Source organism: Maribacter sp. UBA3344, assembly GCF_002362375.1.
Taxonomy (GTDB): domain Bacteria; phylum Bacteroidota; class Bacteroidia; order Flavobacteriales; family Flavobacteriaceae; genus Maribacter; species Maribacter dokdonensis.
The window spans coordinates 67,794-84,788 of the sequence record NZ_DERI01000010.1; the positions used below are offsets into that span (position 1 = coordinate 67,794).

Annotated in this window: 14 protein-coding genes; 6 read left to right on the forward strand and 8 right to left on the reverse strand. The window is 37.6% G+C overall.

The window, feature by feature from the left end:
* Positions 1-110 precede the first annotated feature (110 nt).
* Together B2Z27_RS07225 and B2Z27_RS07230 are read left to right on the forward strand one after the other, a co-directional pair.
* The gene (locus tag B2Z27_RS07225; protein ID WP_286813170.1) at positions 111-1,739 is read left to right on the forward strand and encodes a carboxylesterase/lipase family protein; all 1,629 of its coding nucleotides are present in this window, start codon (positions 111-113) and stop codon (positions 1,737-1,739) included.
* Between the two features lie 142 nt (positions 1,740-1,881).
* Positions 1,882-2,019: a hypothetical protein gene (locus tag B2Z27_RS07230; protein ID WP_027065147.1), complete on the forward strand. Its 138-nt coding sequence runs from the start codon at positions 1,882-1,884 to the stop codon at positions 2,017-2,019.
* 118 nt (positions 2,020-2,137) lie between these two features.
* Here the strand turns inward: B2Z27_RS07230 and B2Z27_RS07235 are convergent, their stop codons facing one another.
* A complete protein-coding gene (locus B2Z27_RS07235) occupies positions 2,138-5,167 on the reverse strand; it encodes a DNA polymerase III subunit alpha (RefSeq protein ID WP_286813171.1) in 3,030 nt (1,009 codons plus the stop codon).
* Positions 5,168-5,424: 257 nt separating this feature from the next.
* The gene (gene dinB, locus B2Z27_RS07240) at positions 5,425-6,639 is read right to left on the reverse strand and encodes a DNA polymerase IV (protein ID WP_286813172.1); all 1,215 of its coding nucleotides are present in this window, start codon (positions 6,637-6,639) and stop codon (positions 5,425-5,427) included.
* 339 nt (positions 6,640-6,978) lie between these two features.
* Here dinB and B2Z27_RS07245 point away from each other — a divergent pair, with 339 nt between their 5' ends.
* The 3 genes from B2Z27_RS07245 (at position 6,979) to B2Z27_RS07255 (ending at position 10,363) form a co-directional block, all read left to right on the forward strand.
* Entirely contained in the window at positions 6,979-7,854 is an 876-nt protein-coding gene (locus B2Z27_RS07245) for a hypothetical protein (RefSeq protein ID WP_286813173.1), read from the forward strand.
* Positions 7,855-7,866: 12 nt separating this feature from the next.
* Positions 7,867-9,201: a phospholipase D-like domain-containing protein gene (locus B2Z27_RS07250; protein ID WP_286813174.1), complete on the forward strand. Its 1,335-nt coding sequence runs from the start codon at positions 7,867-7,869 to the stop codon at positions 9,199-9,201.
* A 109-nt stretch (positions 9,202-9,310) separates the two neighbouring features.
* Complete coding sequence (locus B2Z27_RS07255) at positions 9,311-10,363, forward strand: DNA cytosine methyltransferase (protein WP_286813175.1); 1,053 nt, start codon at positions 9,311-9,313, stop codon at positions 10,361-10,363.
* A gap of 281 nt (positions 10,364-10,644) precedes the next feature.
* On the opposite strand, the gene B2Z27_RS07260 is transcribed toward B2Z27_RS07255, so the two are convergent.
* The gene (locus B2Z27_RS07260) at positions 10,645-11,328 is read right to left on the reverse strand and encodes a hypothetical protein (RefSeq protein WP_210708463.1); all 684 of its coding nucleotides are present in this window, start codon (positions 11,326-11,328) and stop codon (positions 10,645-10,647) included.
* A 51-nt stretch (positions 11,329-11,379) separates the two neighbouring features.
* Complete coding sequence (locus tag B2Z27_RS07265) at positions 11,380-11,775, reverse strand: BfmA/BtgA family mobilization protein (RefSeq protein ID WP_317197112.1); 396 nt, start codon at positions 11,773-11,775, stop codon at positions 11,380-11,382.
* 889 nt (positions 11,776-12,664) lie between these two features.
* On the opposite strand from B2Z27_RS07265, the gene B2Z27_RS07270 reads away from it, so the two are divergent.
* On the forward strand, positions 12,665-13,450 hold the full coding sequence (locus B2Z27_RS07270; RefSeq protein WP_210708465.1) for a sulfite exporter TauE/SafE family protein: 786 nt from the start codon (positions 12,665-12,667) through the stop codon (positions 13,448-13,450).
* On the opposite strand, the gene B2Z27_RS07275 is transcribed toward B2Z27_RS07270, so the two are convergent.
* From B2Z27_RS07275 to B2Z27_RS07290, 4 genes are read right to left on the reverse strand one after another with little or no spacing between them, the layout of a single operon-like run.
* Positions 13,447-14,541 (reverse strand): hypothetical protein, encoded by a 1,095-nt coding sequence (locus tag B2Z27_RS07275; RefSeq protein WP_210708466.1) that lies wholly within the window; start codon positions 14,539-14,541, stop codon positions 13,447-13,449. The two genes, B2Z27_RS07270 and B2Z27_RS07275, sit on opposite strands and share 4 nt — an antisense overlap.
* A 1-nt stretch (position 14,542) precedes the next feature.
* Entirely contained in the window at positions 14,543-15,604 is a 1,062-nt protein-coding gene (gene hypE, locus B2Z27_RS07280; RefSeq protein ID WP_244745324.1) for a hydrogenase expression/formation protein HypE, read from the reverse strand.
* A gap of 9 nt (positions 15,605-15,613) precedes the next feature.
* Positions 15,614-16,708: a hydrogenase formation protein HypD gene (gene hypD / locus B2Z27_RS07285; RefSeq protein WP_210708467.1), complete on the reverse strand. Its 1,095-nt coding sequence runs from the start codon at positions 16,706-16,708 to the stop codon at positions 15,614-15,616.
* A gap of 11 nt (positions 16,709-16,719) precedes the next feature.
* Positions 16,720-16,995 carry a HypC/HybG/HupF family hydrogenase formation chaperone gene (locus B2Z27_RS07290; RefSeq protein WP_210708468.1) on the reverse strand — a complete coding sequence of 92 codons (276 nt, stop codon included), beginning with the start codon at positions 16,993-16,995 and terminating at the stop codon, positions 16,720-16,722.

Sequence of the window (16,995 nt, forward strand, 5' to 3'; positions counted from 1 at the left end):
CTGATAGTAAATTTTATCAATAATACTAAATTTTAATGGTCAGATTTTCATATAATTAAAAAATAAATGTATTATTGTTACAAAATGAGACAATAACACATTTAATCATCATGAGAAATCTTAAAATTATCCTATTCAGCCTTTTGTTGACCTTCAATTTTACAAACGCACAAGAAACTAATTCATTTCCTGTTCAAGTATCTATTGAAAACGGAATCATCGAAGGTAATTACGACACTCACACCGGAATTCAACGTTTCTTTGGCATACCATTTGCCAAACCTCCAGTAGGTGAGCTAAGATGGAAAGCCCCTCAACCTTTAGATAATTGGGAAGGCGTAAAAGAGACTAAAAAATTTGGTCCTAGACCAATGCAAACTATGGTTTTCGGTGATATGCATTCTAGGTCTAATGGCGTTAGCGAAGATTGCCTATACCTAAACGTTTGGACACCAGCAAAAATGGACACGAAAGACCTTCCCGTTCTTGTATATTTCTATGGCGGCGGGAATGTTGCCGGTGATAGTTCAGAGCCTCGTTATGATGGTGAGAGTATGGCCAAAGAAGGTATTGTCGTTGTTACAACGAATTATAGATTGAATATATTCGGATTTTTGGCACACCCAGAATTAAGTGCAGAGGCTCCGTATAAGGCTTCTGGAAATTATGGATTGTTAGATCAAAATGCAGCTCTAAAATGGGTAAACAAAAATATTGCCGCTTTTGGAGGCAATCCTAATAAAGTAACTATTGCCGGAGAGTCTGCAGGATCTATTGGTACAAGTCAACAAATGGCATCTCCCTTGTCAAAAAATCTTATTGCAGGCGCTATTGGTGAAAGTGGTGCTGGCATCAACCCTACTATGTCACCTGTTCCATTGAAAGATGCAGAAAACATGGGTGAGGAATTTGCTAAAAATACCGGTTACCCATCTATTGCAGCATTACGTAAATTGAGCACCAGAGAAGTATACGAAATATATAATGAGTCAAAAAGATTTGGTTTCCCTACTGTTCTAGACGGTTACTTTTTACCCAAAACGCTACCTGAAATCTTTGAAAATAAAGAACAGGCTATGGTCCCATTATTATTAGGGTGGAATTCTGCCGAGATACCAGGTATGGCTTTTACACAAGGTCCTTATACAGATGAAAACTATGTAAACAAAGTAAAAGAAGCTTACCCAAAAGAATATAAAAAGGTATTAGAACTATACCCTCATAGTTCTGAAAAAGAAATTGAATTATCTGCTACTGCTTTAGCATCTGATAGATTTATCTCTTATAGTACTTGGAAATGGTTCGATTTACATAGAAAAAATAGTGACCAACCCGTTTACAGATATTTATACAGCAAATTGAGACCACCTTTAGTTGATAATACTTTAGCATCTGGTTTAGCTGGTGGCACTGTGGCAAAAGGCTCAGACACACCTCCTGCTCCAGTAGCTGTTGGTGCTCCGCACGCTTGTGAAATTGAATATTGTATGGGCAACCTTCATTTGGTTGATGATTATGCATGGACTGCGGATGATTACAAAGTTTCTAAAGAGATGATGACGTATTTCGCGAATTTTATTAAAACCGGAAACCCAAATGGTGAAGGACTACCAAAATGGGATCCTGCCAAACCCAACGACACAACTCCCCCGGTTATGGTCCTAGACACTGAAAGTAAGCTGATAAAGGCTCCCAATGATGAACGTTATGAGTTTTTAGATAAGTCTTTCAAAAATTAATTAGTAACTCCGTTCAAATACATCTCTTTTTCATTTTAATAGCATCTATGCTCTTAATAAGAAAAAGAGATTTTTTATTGAAACAAGTTTTTGAGCAACTTTTTACATCAATAGTAACCAAACAATATTATAAATTGCACCCATGAAAAAATTAATTCAAATTATTGGTGCGTGGTATGGCGCAAAGAAAATAGGTGGTGGTAAATGTGGCTGCATAGGAACCGTTTTTGTATTTCTTATTCTGTATTGGATATTCGGTTATGTTTTAGAGGCTTTTTGAGGACGGTTGTTAGTTGTTAGTTGCCGGTTGATGGCTTTTACGCTGGGCGCTATGCGCTGGACATTATAAGACGCTTTATCTGCGCAGAGCATATAGGGCTTTGCAAATAGCGCTTCCTCTATTCTCTGATTTCTATTTTCTCTTCTCCAGTTTTCTTTTGGTCAAAAACCTTGACGCTAGTTTTCATATCGGCATATCTAGGGTCTTGTATAAAATCTTGCTTTTGTAGTTTTATAACTTCTATACTTAGAAAACCAAATTCACTGACTACTTTACCATAAAACCGATAAATTCCTCGTCCTTTAAACATATATTTTGCTGCCACGGGCGGAAATAAAACCGTATCAAAAACCTGCCCTTGTTGATCTAATAGTGTTGCAAAGTACATAGCTTTCTTTGTATGTGTTCTGGTGCGCTTTACTGTAATTAGATATCCGTAGATATCTATATTCTCACCTAAATACCGCTCCAAATCTTTACTACCACAAGTGTTTAACGGCGGCTCTAACAACAACTGAAACGGACTGCACAAACTAAAGCCCAACAACTCTAATTGTGTAAAGGCAACTTCTAAATGGGTGCTATATAATGATGGGATTTCAAAATGTTGGTGTCGTGGCGCAAACAATTTAGGGTGGTCCACTTTTTTAGTCTTATTTAAGAACAAATGTGCTTTCCATAATAATTCGTGCTTATTGGTTTTTGTAAACCTAAAAGCATCAATCCGTATTAAAATACTCACTTGCTCTATGGAGATAATCAACCGATCTAAGAAATCTTCTAACGAATGAAACTTCCCATTAAGAAAGCGCTCTTTTAAAATACGCTCCATAACCCGTTGTTCCAATTCTCGTAGATAGCCTAACCCTAAATACAAATCTTTACCATAAATGCAATTACCCGTATTACTTCTATTTACGCAAGGCGGATGTATGGTTGCGCCCAACATACGGGCTTCGTGCACATAGAATTCGGGTTTGTAGAATCCGCCACCATTATTCAGTACCGCCACCATATATTCTAGCGGAAAATACGCCCTTAAAAACAAACTCTGGTAACTTTCTACTGCGTATGATGCCGAATGCCCTTTTGCAAAAGCATAGCCAGCAAAACTTGCTACTTGATCCCACACCTCATTAATAAGCTTTTCTGTATAGCCTTTTTTACGACAGTTATCTATAAATTTATCCTGTACTTTTTGAAACTCTTCTCGCGAGCGAAATTTACCGCTCATTCCACGCCGTAACACATCGGCTTCACCTAAATCTAAATCGGCAAAATGGTGGGCAACTTTTATCACATCTTCTTGATACACCATAACTCCGTAAGTCTCTGGCATAATTTCTAGCATTACCGGGTGAGCCAACTCTTCTGCCCTGCCCTTGTTACGATGCCGAAGAATATATTCGCGCATCATACCACTTTTAGACACTCCAGGGCGAATTATAGAACTTGCCGCTACCAAACCTAAATAGGTATCTACTTCAAGCTTTTTCAACAACATACGCATAGCGGGCGATTCTACATAAAAACAACCCATACACTGCGCTGTTTTTACCATGTTATTGATTTTCGGGTCGTTTTTAAATGCTTTGATATCGTGAATATCGAATTTGGCAAATTCCTCAGGGCGATCACGTTCCAAAATATCGAGCGTTTCTTTTATTTTGGAGAGTCCGCGCTGGGCAAGAATATCGAACTTAAAAATACCGACATCCTCGGCGATCACCATATCAAATTGTGTGGTAGGAAATCCTTTTGGGGGCATATTGGTTGCCGAAAACCAATGAATGGGTTTCTCGGTAATTAAGATTCCGCCAGCATGAATACTCAAATAATTGGGCATGCCGTGTAGCAACTGGGTGTATTTTAATACCAAAGCCGATATATTATCTAACCTGCTGGCTTGAAAATCACCGTTACACAATACATCTATTTCATCTTTTGGCAAACCAAATACCTTACCTAATTCCCTGATTACCCCTCTAGACTGAAACGTAACATAGGTACCTAACAAAGCAACATTCTTGAACCGATTAAAAATATACTCCGTCATTACCGGTCTGTCCCGATGCGAAAAATCAATATCAAAATCGGGGGGATTTACACGATACAGATTAATAAAACGCTCAAAATACAAATCGAGCTCCATGGGATCTACATCCGTTATAAAAAGTAAATATGCTACAATACTATTGGCACCACTACCACGCCCCACATAAAAGAATTTCTGCTTACGGGCATAAGAGATGATATCCCAATTAATAAGAAAGTAAGAGACAAAATCCATTTTTTTAATGAGGTAGAGCTCTTTCTCTAAGCGATCTAAAACAGCTTGGTTTATTTCTGGATACCGCTTAGGCAAGCCCTCTTGACACAGCTGTTCTAAAAACTCCTCATCTTCTGCCTTGCTCCCTAAATACACATTTAAATTCTGTGGTTTTCGCTCCAAGCTAAAATCGAAATGAATAGCGCAATTATTCATTAAACGCTGGGTATTTTCTAAAATAAAAGGATGTTCGGAAAAATGCGCTGCCAAATTTGGTATGGCATACATTTTCTCATCTTCATTGGCTTGCTCAGTAACCGACAGCATACTCAACAAGGTGTTATTAGCAATGGCGCGTAGCAACCTGTGTGCATTAAAATCGCGCTTATTTCTAAAGGTTACAGGTTGTAACAATACAATTTTATCGTGCTGCTCTAACAACTTTGAAAATCGTAACCGTTTTAGCTCATTGACCGAAACCCCAATAAATTCATGCTCTGCAAAGACTTTCTTTTCACTCTCTAACACTTTCTCAAAAGGATAAATAACAAAGACATTTTTAAACTGCGGAGCTATTTCAGGAATATTCTTTTCATGATGAATGTGATGCGATAAAAAATCGTTGAGTTCTAAAAACCCTTCGTTATTCTGGGCAATACCCACAAAACAAGGTTCAACCCCGTTTCTAAAATCGATTCCTAAAATGGGTTTTATATCATATTCTGGAGCTTTACGAACAAAATTTAAACAAGCCGATGTGTTATTGATATCGGTCAATGCCAGTTGCGTAACCCCATGATTTTTTGCCAATTGCAAGAGCTCCAGTTCCGAGAAGGTTCCGTAACGAAGGCTGTAATATGTGTGACAGTTTAGGTACACTATTTTCGTTGATGGTTGTTCGTTGTTAGTTGTTCGTTTTTTTGCGCTGTTCGCTTGACGCTACGCGCAGTGTGCTTTTTTTTTGCGCTTTGCGTGTGGCGCTCAGCGTGTTGCGCAATGCGCTCCCTTTCTTCTTCTCTTCTCTCTTCTCTATATTCCAACTTCTTTTCTCTCCTCAACAAACAACAGGTCTCGACTGCGCTCGACCGGACACCAACACCCAACATCACTTCATTCCCCCTTTGAGGGCTAAGGGCTTAAATCTTCCGATGCGCCAATACTACTGGTGGTAATCCGTTGAAGGGATTATGCATTCTTCCTATTGTTTTTGCTCCCATGCCCGATGCCCGTAATACACTTTTATCTCCGTAGCGTTTTCGTATGTTATCCATAGCATTGTAAAGGCTTAAAATTTCTTCGGTATCATCGAACAAATTAATCTGGTAATTACCCGATACTAAATGACTAAAACGTATACCTATTAAGCGTACTAGCAACCTACGGTTATACAGGTTTTTGAACAGGTCTAAAATTTTAGGTATTAAAATATGATCTGCGCTGGTATACGGAATACGCATTTGCTTTGAGTAAGTATTAAAATCTGAATATCTGATCTTTACCGAAATACAAGCTGTTAGCTTCTCGCCTCTTCGTAATTGGTAGGCTAGGTTTTCGGTCATAGCAATGAGAATACCGCGCAGCCTGTTGACATCAATAGTATCTTTATCAAAAGTTCGTTCTGTAGAGATAGACTTTCGTTCGTTGAACGGAATCACGGGTGTATTATCAATGCCATTGGCTCGTTTCCAAATAACGCCACCATTGGCACCCAACACACGCTGCATTACCTCCATGGGCATTTCTTGTACAGTACGTACTTGGCGCAATCCTAAATTTCGTAATGTTTGATAGGTTTTATCGCCCACCATAGGTATTTTTTTGATGGACAGCGGTGCCAGAAAAGGCTTTTCCAATCCCTCATCTATTTTTAATTGATTGTTAGGTTTTGCCTCGTTCGTAGCCACTTTAGAAACCACTTTATTTGCTGAAAGTCCAAAAGAAATAGGAAGCCCCGTTTCCCTAATAATCTTCTTTCGCATGTCAGATGCATATTGGTAGCAACCAAAAAAACGGTCCATACCGGTGAGGTCTGCATAAAACTCATCTATGCTCGATTTTTCGAATACGGGCACATACTCTTTTATAATTTCGGTTACGATATCTGAGTGCTTACTATAGTCACCCGCATTACCTCTAATGACAACAGCTTCGGGGCAAAGTTCTCTTGCCATTTTCATGGGCATACCAGAATGTACCCCGAAGCCACGGGTTTCATAACTACATGCTGCTACCACTCCACGGTCTCCTGTACCGCCCACCAACAAAGGTTTATACTTTAACTCACGATTATTTAATCGTTCTACAGACACATAAAAAGTATCTAAATCTATATGAAGAATGGTCTTGTTCATAACTATCGCTCTAAAAATTCGGGATAGCTAAATTATGGATTATTTCCAATTATTAGGATTATTTCCATTTTTTTTAACATTGAAAAATGAAGAAAAAAATTCTGAACCAAAATGACCATATACTTAAAGCCTATTGCACTATAAACTGCTTACTATCAATACAATAAAACACACAACTCACCTTCCTTTGCAAATATTCATCCTTTATATTATTTCAAAAAAATATCAGCATTTATATTAATTTAATATAGTTTCACGTTAAATGCCATATATCTTGTAGATTACAAAGGTCTTGAACAATTGGTTCTATAAGACTATCTTTAGGGTAAGAACGTACATATGCGCCAACTTCATTTTATATTTTTATTTGTTTTATTATTATCATCTACTATTGCCCACACGCAAGAGATATCTACGATAAACATTACTTCTCCAAATGAAAACACAATCTGGAATATTCCAGAAAAAATAACATTAGAGTGGAATACCGTAAAAATAGATACCAGTAAGTCTATTCGTTTTTTTCTAGTTAGAAATGAAATGGTAGTACAAGAACTAGGCTCTTTTAAGAACGATGGTTTTGAAAGCGGAATAGAATTAGCAAAAAATATAGGTTCTGGCAATAGATACCAGGTAGTTGCCATAGAATTATTTCCTGATGACAAATACAATATTGCCAAAAGGGTAACACCTTTTTTTACCATTACCAATGCAGCCTCTGACGAAAGAAAGAAAAAGCAGCAATTAGCAAATGCCAATACGGTTGCCCCTAAAAAAAAGAGAAAGAAATCTAAAGTAAAAACAAAGGAACAAATTGTCCCGGCGCAAACAGAAGTTGCCCAAGCCCAAAAGAAACCTGAAGTAAGAGAAAGTTTTGATGGAAGAAAAATCTCCTACACCAAAGAATTTGAATTCGATTCTGAACACATTATTGTAAAAATTTGGGACCATGGTAGGCAAGATGGTGACATCGTATCTATTTACCTTAACGGAGTACAAGTAGTAAAAAAGTATTATCTAACCTATTGGAAAAAAGAGTTTAAAATTAAATTAGACCCCAATAAATCTAACGATCTTTTTCTCTATGCCCATAACCTAGGCGACTCGCCCCCAAATACCGTAGCCGTGGAAATCACCGACGGAAAAAAATCAGAAAATATTGTTCTTAACTCAGATTTACAAAGTTGTGAAGCGGTTTTGATCAGTGTAAAATAACCAACACTGAGTATGCCCATCCATTGCTATTTTGATGAACCTGATAATTATAAAAATCAATTCGATTTTTATGAACAGGGTGGCTCCCCTTTCTTACTTCAAAAATTTATACGCACTATTGAAAAGGACAAGAACAATATTGAGGAAATCAATATTTCATGGTACCTGTTCAACAATCAATATTTGTACAACTATCTTAAAGAGGTAGCCGCAAATGGCATTACGGTAAATGTAATTACTATTCCGCTAGAGGGCTATGACAATAACAATCCTAAAGTTTTAAAAAACCTTGATACCGGAAAAAAAACAACTCAAGAACTTACCAAATATAATTTAGCAAGGAAGATTTTTGGTGAAGTTTACAGATCTACATCTCTCAAAAATTTTCATTTTTATGTATTCTCCCACCTATATGTTCGCAGCGCGAATATTAAAAAATTCTCAAGGGGCACCTTACCGTATTCCCTGCATATAAAATCTGCCTACATAAAAAAGAAAAACGGCTATTTATTATTAATGAGCTCATCTAATTTAGCCGTAAGGGATTTGGTGAAAAATGAATCTATGATCTGTATTGAAAACGAACCTGGTTATGAAGAAACGGCCAACACGTTTTACAAGAATTTGATAGAGCGTTCTATTGCCATAAAAGATTACAGGTCTTCACTGAATACAACATGTAATACCCATGATAAGGCAGTATTTCAATTTTCCGATTCAATATATATCACCGCTCCTTTTTACGACAACTCTGCTAACCACCTAGAAATAACTTTGATCAATTACCTAGAAGCGGCAAAAGAAAAAATAATCCTTTGCGCGCAACATTTAGCGGCATTTAATTATAATTTCAACGCCACACATCACTCTACTTTAGAAAAAAATGAAACCAGACAAGGTATATTGGGCGTGGTACTAAAAATGGCAGACAAAGGAATCAGCGTCACCTGTTTATCTCAAACATTTGCTCCATTACCCCAAGACGAACAAAAATTTAAGGATGTAAAATTCAGAAGTCCGGTAAACACCGGGAATTTCCAAAAATTTTACGCTCAGCTTAAAAACACCAAAAACGTAACATACTTTATCAATAATGACATTCACTCAAAATATATCATCATAGATAATCTTCTTATCTATTGCTCTTACAATTTTACCCCTACACAATTTATATATTTAGATGATGTGAACATCCCTACATTTAAGAATATGCCAAATGTAAGTTATACCGGTATTCATTGCGAGGTAGGAATGCATGTTGTCATAAAAGACCGTAAAATTATTAAGTCTTTTGAAGCCAATGTAGCGAATATTAAAAATAAGAAGCAGACCATACAAGTGAAATAGATACTTGGTTTAAAAGCATTTTGAAAATCTAAAATGTATTTTTGTAATAACAATAGCATTTAAAATCAAGATATTGCTTAGAACAAAAACAATTGAATAGCACAAAAAAATGAATGTAGTATCCTTTTTTGCCGGAGCGGGCGGTTTAGATCTTGGTTTTGAACAAGCAGGCTTCAATGTCATTTGGGCAAACGAATATGATAAGGATATTTGGGAAACGTACGAGAAAAATCATCCGGATACTATCTTTGACAAAAGAAGTATTGTAGACATCCCTGCCGATGAAGTTCCCGATTGTGACGGAATCATTGGCGGACCACCTTGCCAAAGTTGGAGTGCAGCAGGTGCTGCCAGAGGCATTCAAGATAAACGAGGGCAACTCTTCTATGATTTCATTAGAATTCTTGAAGCCAAACAACCCAAATTCTTTTTAGCAGAAAATGTAAGCGGTATGCTTATTCATAAGCACAGCACTGCTCTTGATGGCATTAAAAAACTTTTAAAAAATGCAGGTGTAGGTTATGACCTATCATTTCAAATGCTAAATGCAAGCGACTACAATGTACCACAGGATAGAAAAAGGGTGTTTTTTATAGGTATTAGAAAAGATTTGAATTTTAAATATGAATTTCCTACCCGTACCTTTCCTAAAGTAACTCTTGAAACTGCCATACATGACCTAAAAAGTAACGCCATACCTGCATTGGAATACAATAACACCAATGGTACAAATTGTAAGGTAGCCAATCATGAATATATGATCGGTGGTTTTTCTACCATGTTTATGTCCAGGAACCGGGTGCGTAATTGGGACGAACAATCTTTTACCATACAAGCTGGCGGCAGACATGCCCCTATACACCCACAGGCGCCCAAAATGAAACTGATAGATAAAGATGTTAGAATCTTTGTACCAGGAAAAGAACACCTTTACCGAAGGTTAAGTGTACGCGAATGTGCAAGAATACAGACTTTCCCCAATGATTTTACTTTCCATTACAAAAAAATAGCAGCAGGTTATAAGATGATCGGTAATGCCGTACCTGTAAATTTGGCAAAATTTTTGGCTGAAAGTATTATGGAGCAATTGAAGGTAAATGAGAAAATTACACCTAAAAAGGCAAGAGCGAAGAAAATTAAAATGGATAGCATAACAAACTAATTAAATAGTAAGTTCCATTATTCCACAAAAATCAACATTAGCAATATCAGAATTTTCCAAAATCAAAAAACCCTATTAATCAATTGATTAATAGGGTTTGTAAGTACTCGAGGTGGGAGTGCAAATATTTCCTATTAGCGCCTTATATATAAGCCTTTGAAAGGAATATAATTGGAGTGCACCCGAATCTGCAACCTTTAACATTTTTTTATATTTTATCATGGTAAAACATAGTAAAATGCTCCAAACATAATTTTCTATTATGTATTTCTGACAGCAAACTATAAAGGCTCATCATACCTATCTACCTTAGGTGATCTTAAATGGTCCATGAAGCCAGAAATTGGACTTCTCCATTCCTGTTTTAGAATATAGCCCAGCTTCACATAACTTTTGGCCGCGGCTTTCCAATCCTTGATTTTCAACCCCCTTTCCAATTTCCAGTTTTTCGATTCATAATGTATATAAAATTTCTTTCCTTCGATATCCGGCCAGTTGTTTTTCCTGAAATAATTCAAAACTTCATTTTCATTGGAGGGGGTCGCCAGTTTATAAAAGTTTTTTTTTGTTTTCTGTTTTAAGGAAGGTACCATTCCACGGCCCGGTTCCGGAACGCGGCCGTCCATTTTTTGGACCGTACCGACACCACTACTCGTGCTGGAGCTTGTACCGAAATTGGTCATCCTTATCCTGGAACCCACCGATGGATGATAGGAGGGAAAGTATTCCAGATAGCCCCATCCGTTCAAATCTTTGAGATAATTATGGTAGGTCGTCTTAGACCTTATTTTGGCGTTCTCCATAATCAATTGCCTGTTCACCATAATCGTCCTTTTAAAGAACTTACGGTTCCATTTCTGAAAGAAGGCCAGGTAAAGTGTAATATGTCCCTGTTTGATCCTGTAATCATTGTTAAAGCGATCGAAAGCTGCATTTAGATGTGCGATGTAGTTTACTTTTTCCATTTTCTGTTATTTCGGGTTATGTGAAAGTCAAGTATTGACATATTAAAAACCTCATTCGTTGGATTTCTTCCAATGTTCCAGTTCCTCTTCTAGGGTCCTGTTGTTCTGTTTCTTCTCCACGAACCGGGGTGTGTCCTCTTTTTTCTCATTGACGGTAAAAAGCGCTTCGAGCATTCCTACCGTTGGCTTGGTCTGTGTTTTCTCCATATCCTTCATAATGGCTATAACCGCATTGATTCTTTTTAGCAGGCGCTTTTCCACTTGCACCAAGTGGTTGGGAATCTCATCTTTGGGCAGTACCTTGTGCCTTTCGAAAAAATCGAGCATATCGGACATTCCAAGTGATTGTGAAGTACCTGTTACACGGCAAAACCTTCGAAAGCGCTTGACAACGCTCCGTTTCATCTTCAGGGTCAGAAAGGGCTCGTTCTTGAATTCGTTATCCATTTTTTACTAAATTTTAAACTGGTTTTCAGGCCATTAAGCCCTTTTTTACTAAAAAGCAAAGATTTAGAGCGACTGTATAAATCGTAATCTTCTAAAAATGAATGGATTGAACAATGTAACCGTGCGCCAGCAGGTTACCCTCTTGCTACTCCATTCCTTCATTTCATTTTCAGAACCGTCGTACTTCTTAGCTTAAAGGCAAAAGCGTTTTTTACTGTTTCTATCCATAAACTTCGATTAAGGATTTAGTTCAATATAATTTTCAAAACTTCTGCTGATGAAAAGAAAAAGAAAGGTTTTTCGACTCCAACATTTCAATGTAGTGCAATATCGAAGCCATATTCAATGGTATCGATTGGTGTCAATTAGTTGCCAAAATGGCATTTGTCCATCTACTTATTATATCCCGAGCGTTTTTCTTTTCTTTTTGAAACAGTAGAAAGCCCTCCTATTACTATTTCTCTTTTTATAAAAGCCGATGTTTAAGTTGGTATTGAGATGTTCCAATTACTTCCCATAGAGCCTTCGCTGTTATCTTTTCTGGAACCACTTCTAAAATTTCGATTGAATAAGGACTTATAAAAGTGAGTAGGCGAACGGTTATGCAGTCCGTCTCAGTCTAAATTTTAAACCTTTGTAGAGAAAAGTTGATAGTCGGTTACGGTTTCAGCGAACTTGATTTCGGATGTTTATTTCATAATGGAAATTTTCTTTCCGGCGTAGTGAAGAGAATACATGCTAGGGTAAGTCTACATCAAGAATTGGGTTTAAGAACTAATGTAAGGAAGCTCTTTTCCTGCGATGCAACTTATTGAGCGAAATGTAAAGGAAAGTGCTGAGTGGACCTTAAAAATCATTCTAACACAGATTACAATAAAATTCCATCACAATGTATTGGACTATTTTATTTACACCCTTTTTAAAATTTTTTACAATAATTCACTACATTGTTTCTGAAATATCATCTATGATTACTTTTCCCTTATTCGCTGGCCTAGCAGCCTCAATTCTACATGTAGTCTCAGGCCCTGACCATCTGGCGGCTGTAACTCCGTTAGCAATTGAAACTAGACGTAAAGTCTGGAAAATTGGACTGTTCTGGGGTTTTGGACATTTGACAGGAATGCTTTTAATAGGATTACTTTTTCTACTGTTCAAAGAATATATTCCAATAGAAAAGATATCGGAACATAGCGAACAGCTGGTTGGAGTTGTATTAATTGCTGTTGGTCTCTGGGCTTTATTTAGTATGTTTTACAAAAGCAAGAGACATAAGCATCCACATGTCCATGGCGGGGAAGAACCATATATTCATGTTCATGAACACAATCATGATACTAATAAATTTGAACATTCTCATAACCATGATAAGAAACCGAAACAAAATCTGTGGTCATCTTTTGGAATCGGGGTTCTACATGGACTTGCAGGAATAGCGCATTTTATTTTGCTCCTACCGGTATTGGGGTTTGAAAACCAATTGGATAGTATTCAATACATAGTTGGCTTTGGATTAGGAACTTTGTTGGCTATGACGATTTACACCTTTTTACTGGGAATAATCACTAGTTATTCTAAAGGTCAAAAGAGTAAATTTCTTTTCAAAACAATTCGCCTATCAGGGGGTATTTTTGCAATCGCAATTGGTGCGTATTGGCTTTATCTTAGCCTTTAAAACTTCAAATCAGTAATAACAACTCTATGATTTCCAGTGTCAGCAATAATCAGTTTATCATTTTGCGTACAGATTGAAAAAGGCCAATACAATGAGCTTGAAGTGCCATGCATGGTTTCTTTGTTTTCGCTACCTGTATTAAAATCCCGCTTGCCGATTACCGCTGTTGCTTCTACATTGTTTTTTATCGGTACTTCTTCGAACCATAAGATTCGGCTATTGCCCGTATCATTAACTAAGAGACCATCTTTATAGAAACAGGCGTCGTATGTCCAATTTAGTGATCTCGGAGTAGGAAACAAACTAAATTGATTTTGACCACTTGCGTCGAAATCTGTTTGACCCACAATTACATCTGCTTGTTTTGAAAAAGCTTCGTCTGCATTATTCCATATAAGGTTACGGTAGAATTGCGTATCAGCAACAATCATCTGTTTCTTCGTATTTACTTTAATCGAATAAGGCCAAATGGGTTCATTATTTTCATAATCGCGAGTATCGAAATTAGACTTTCCTATTACTTTATCCGCGGCGGTGAAATTAGTGTTTGGAATATCTTCATAGAATAGAATTCTACGATTACCCGTATCTGCTATCCACAAGCTTTTTCCATCTGAAAAAACACCGTAGGGCCAGTTTAAAGTTTTTGCCGAAGGGTTATTTCCGATACCTGCCACGTTGGGTTGGTTTAAATAGAAATCAGGCTGACCTATCACTATATCAGCTGGTTGTCCATTTTTTGTCGGTAATGAATGCCAAACAAGTACGCGATGATTCCATGCGTCACCAATAATCAAAATTTTACCATTGCTCCATATTCCCGAAGGATAAAGCAATGTTTTTGCAGTAACTACTCCCCCAGAATTTCTCCCGGTTTCTAATACATCCGATTGACCCAAAACTACATCGGGTTCTTGAAATTCAACTGTTGGCAAGTCATTCCAAATAAAAACACGGTTACGACCTGTATCAGATACAAATAGGTGATTATTTGCTACAAAAACTCCTCTTGGAGCCAAAAATGGCATTTCTTTAGACCCTTTAAAAACATAAGAATTGTCAACGTGTTCACCGAGGGTTTCAAAATTCATACTAACAGATTCTTGGTAGTTGCTCTCCAGGTAACATACTGATGACTCGTTTACCGCCAATAGCACTTTCCATGATGACTTGTCTAGGGTGTTCAGCAACTACGCTTCCAATAATTCTAGCGTTTTTCCCATTTTCATCCTGTTGCAAAACAGCTAAAATTGTATCGGCTTCTGACTCGGAAACAAAGGCAATGAATAGTCCTTCATTAGCTACATATAAGGGGTCTAGACCTAATAATTCACAGGCACTTGCAACTTGCTCATCCATAGGGACATCTCTTTGAACTAAATCAATTCCTATTTCCGACGATTGGGCGATTTCTTTTAGAACGGTTGCGACTCCGCCACGCGTGGGGTCTGTCAATAAATGAATGTTCTCCCCAAATTGTTCTATCAAGTCAATGATTGTATGATTCAAATTGGCGGTGTCGCTCTCAATTTCAGAATCAAATTCTAAACCTTCCCGAACAGACATAATAGCCATTCCATGGGAGGCGACATTACCACTGATAATTATTTTATCTCCAACTGTAATGTTCTTTGCACTAATGTTAGACTTTGGATGTATCGGGCCAACTCCTGATGTGTTCACAAAAATTTTATCTCCTTTTCCCTTCTCAACAACTTTAGTATCGCCAGTTACTACTTGCACCCCAGCTTTTTCACAAGCGAATTTAATAGCAACCAGAATATCCCAAAATTCTTTCACGGGAAGTCCTTCTTCAATAATAAAACTTAACGAAAGATATTTAGGTGTGGCACCGCACATAGCCAAATCATTGACCGTTCCGTTTACAGCGAGCTCTCCAATATTTCCTCCTGGAAAAAAAATAGGAGAAACTAAAAAACTATCCGTTGAAAAAGCAGTTTTACCTTGCAGATCTATAAAAGCACCATCATGACGTTCATCCAGAATATCATTGCTTAACAGATCGAAAACACCACTATCCAGAAGTTTGTTTGTTAAAACCCCGCCACTTCCATGACCTAGGGTAATGACATCAAAGTCAAGTTTGGGCATGGGGCATTGCAGCTGCATGCGTATTTTATTGTTTTCCGACATTTAATATGATTATGCTTCCACTAATCCAGAAAAATGATAGTACGCGGCACAAGCTCCCTCACTGCTAACCATGGGTGCTCCAAGTGGATTTGTAGGCTTACACTTCTTTCCAAATTGGGAGCATTCGAAAGGTTTTTTTATTCCCTTCATAATCTGTCCTGAAATACAATCTGGATTTTCAGGAGCCTCGTCAATGGTAACATTATATTTTTTAGCAGCATCAAATTCAGCGTACTTTTCTCTGACGGCATATCCGCTTTCAGGAATTTCACCGATTCCGCGCCACATCTGATTACGCACTTCAAACACTTCATTAATTACTTTTTGTGCCTCAAGATTACCATCTTCACGAACGATACGTGCATACTGATTTTCAACTGAGGATTTGCTTTGTTCTAATTGACGGATGACCATCAAAATACCTTGTAAAACATCCAAGGGTTCGAAACCGGTTACTACAATCGGCACTTTGTATTTGGCCGATATCAGATGGTACTCCGCGTTCCCCATAATCGTACAGACATGACCTGCCGCTAAGAAGCCGTCAATTTTACTTTCTTCATCATCAATAACAGCTTTAATAGCTGGCGGAACCAATACATGAGATGCTAAAATGGAATAATTTTTGACACCTCTACGATGTGCATGAACAACGGATAAAGCATTGGCAGGAGCCGTAGTTTCAAAGCCAACAGCAAAGAAAACCACCTCTCTGTCAGGATTATCTTCTGCAATTTTCACCGCTTCTAAAGGGGAATATAAAATGCGCACATCAGCACCTTCAGCTTTAACCTCTAAAAGACTTTTTTGAGAGCCTGGTACGCGAAGCATATCCCCGAAAGAACAAAGAATGACTTCTTTCTCGAAGGCTAAATACACCGCTTTATCAATAAGGTTTAAAGGAGTCACACAAACGGGGCAACCAGGACCATGAATCATGGTAATCGAATCTGGCAACATGTCTATGATACCGTTTTTCACTAGACTATGCGTCTGTCCACCGCAAACTTCCATAATGGACCAAGGTCTGGAAACGGTATTTTTGATTTCCTCTAAATATTTTTTGGCTAGTTCTGGATCGCGATACTCGGACATGTATTTCATAGCTGCTGGTTTTAGTTCGTTTTTGGCAAATATTCATCTACATCGGTTAGGTCTCCCAGCTCGCCTATTTCTTCAAGATATTTAAAAGTTTTCTGTGCTTCCTCTTCATCAACTTTGCTAATAGCTACGCCAACATGAACTAATACATAATCATCAATATTGGCATCTGGCAACATCTCTAAACTAGCTTCTTTCATAATACCGCCGAACAATACTTTGGCCATACGTACCCTGCCATCATATTGCATATCAATGCTTTTTATCTTTCCTGGAATTGCTAAACACAT

Bases quoted from the DNA above. Each gene is read 5' to 3' on its own strand.
- B2Z27_RS07225 (WP_286813170.1), top strand. From the start codon at position 111: ATGAGAAATCTTAAAATTATCCTATTCAGCCTTTTGTTGACCTTCAAT.
- B2Z27_RS07230 (WP_027065147.1), top strand. From the start codon at position 1,882: ATGAAAAAATTAATTCAAATTATTGGTGCGTGGTATGGCGCAAAGAAA.
- dinB (WP_286813172.1), bottom strand. From the start codon at position 6,639: ATGAACAAGACCATTCTTCATATAGATTTAGATACTTTTTATGTGTCT.
- B2Z27_RS07245 (WP_286813173.1), top strand. From the start codon at position 6,979: ATGCGCCAACTTCATTTTATATTTTTATTTGTTTTATTATTATCATCT.
- B2Z27_RS07250 (WP_286813174.1), top strand. From the start codon at position 7,867: ATGCCCATCCATTGCTATTTTGATGAACCTGATAATTATAAAAATCAA.
- B2Z27_RS07255 (WP_286813175.1), top strand. From the start codon at position 9,311: ATGAATGTAGTATCCTTTTTTGCCGGAGCGGGCGGTTTAGATCTTGGT.
- B2Z27_RS07260 (WP_210708463.1), bottom strand. From the start codon at position 11,328: ATGGAAAAAGTAAACTACATCGCACATCTAAATGCAGCTTTCGATCGC.
- B2Z27_RS07265 (WP_317197112.1), bottom strand. From the start codon at position 11,775: ATGGATAACGAATTCAAGAACGAGCCCTTTCTGACCCTGAAGATGAAA.
- B2Z27_RS07270 (WP_210708465.1), top strand. From the start codon at position 12,665: ATGTATTGGACTATTTTATTTACACCCTTTTTAAAATTTTTTACAATA.
- B2Z27_RS07275 (WP_210708466.1), bottom strand. From the start codon at position 14,541: ATGAATTTTGAAACCCTCGGTGAACACGTTGACAATTCTTATGTTTTT.
- hypE (WP_244745324.1), bottom strand. From the start codon at position 15,604: ATGTCGGAAAACAATAAAATACGCATGCAGCTGCAATGCCCCATGCCC.
- hypD (WP_210708467.1), bottom strand. From the start codon at position 16,708: ATGAAATACATGTCCGAGTATCGCGATCCAGAACTAGCCAAAAAATAT.
- B2Z27_RS07290 (WP_210708468.1), bottom strand. From the start codon at position 16,995: ATGTGTTTAGCAATTCCAGGAAAGATAAAAAGCATTGATATGCAATAT.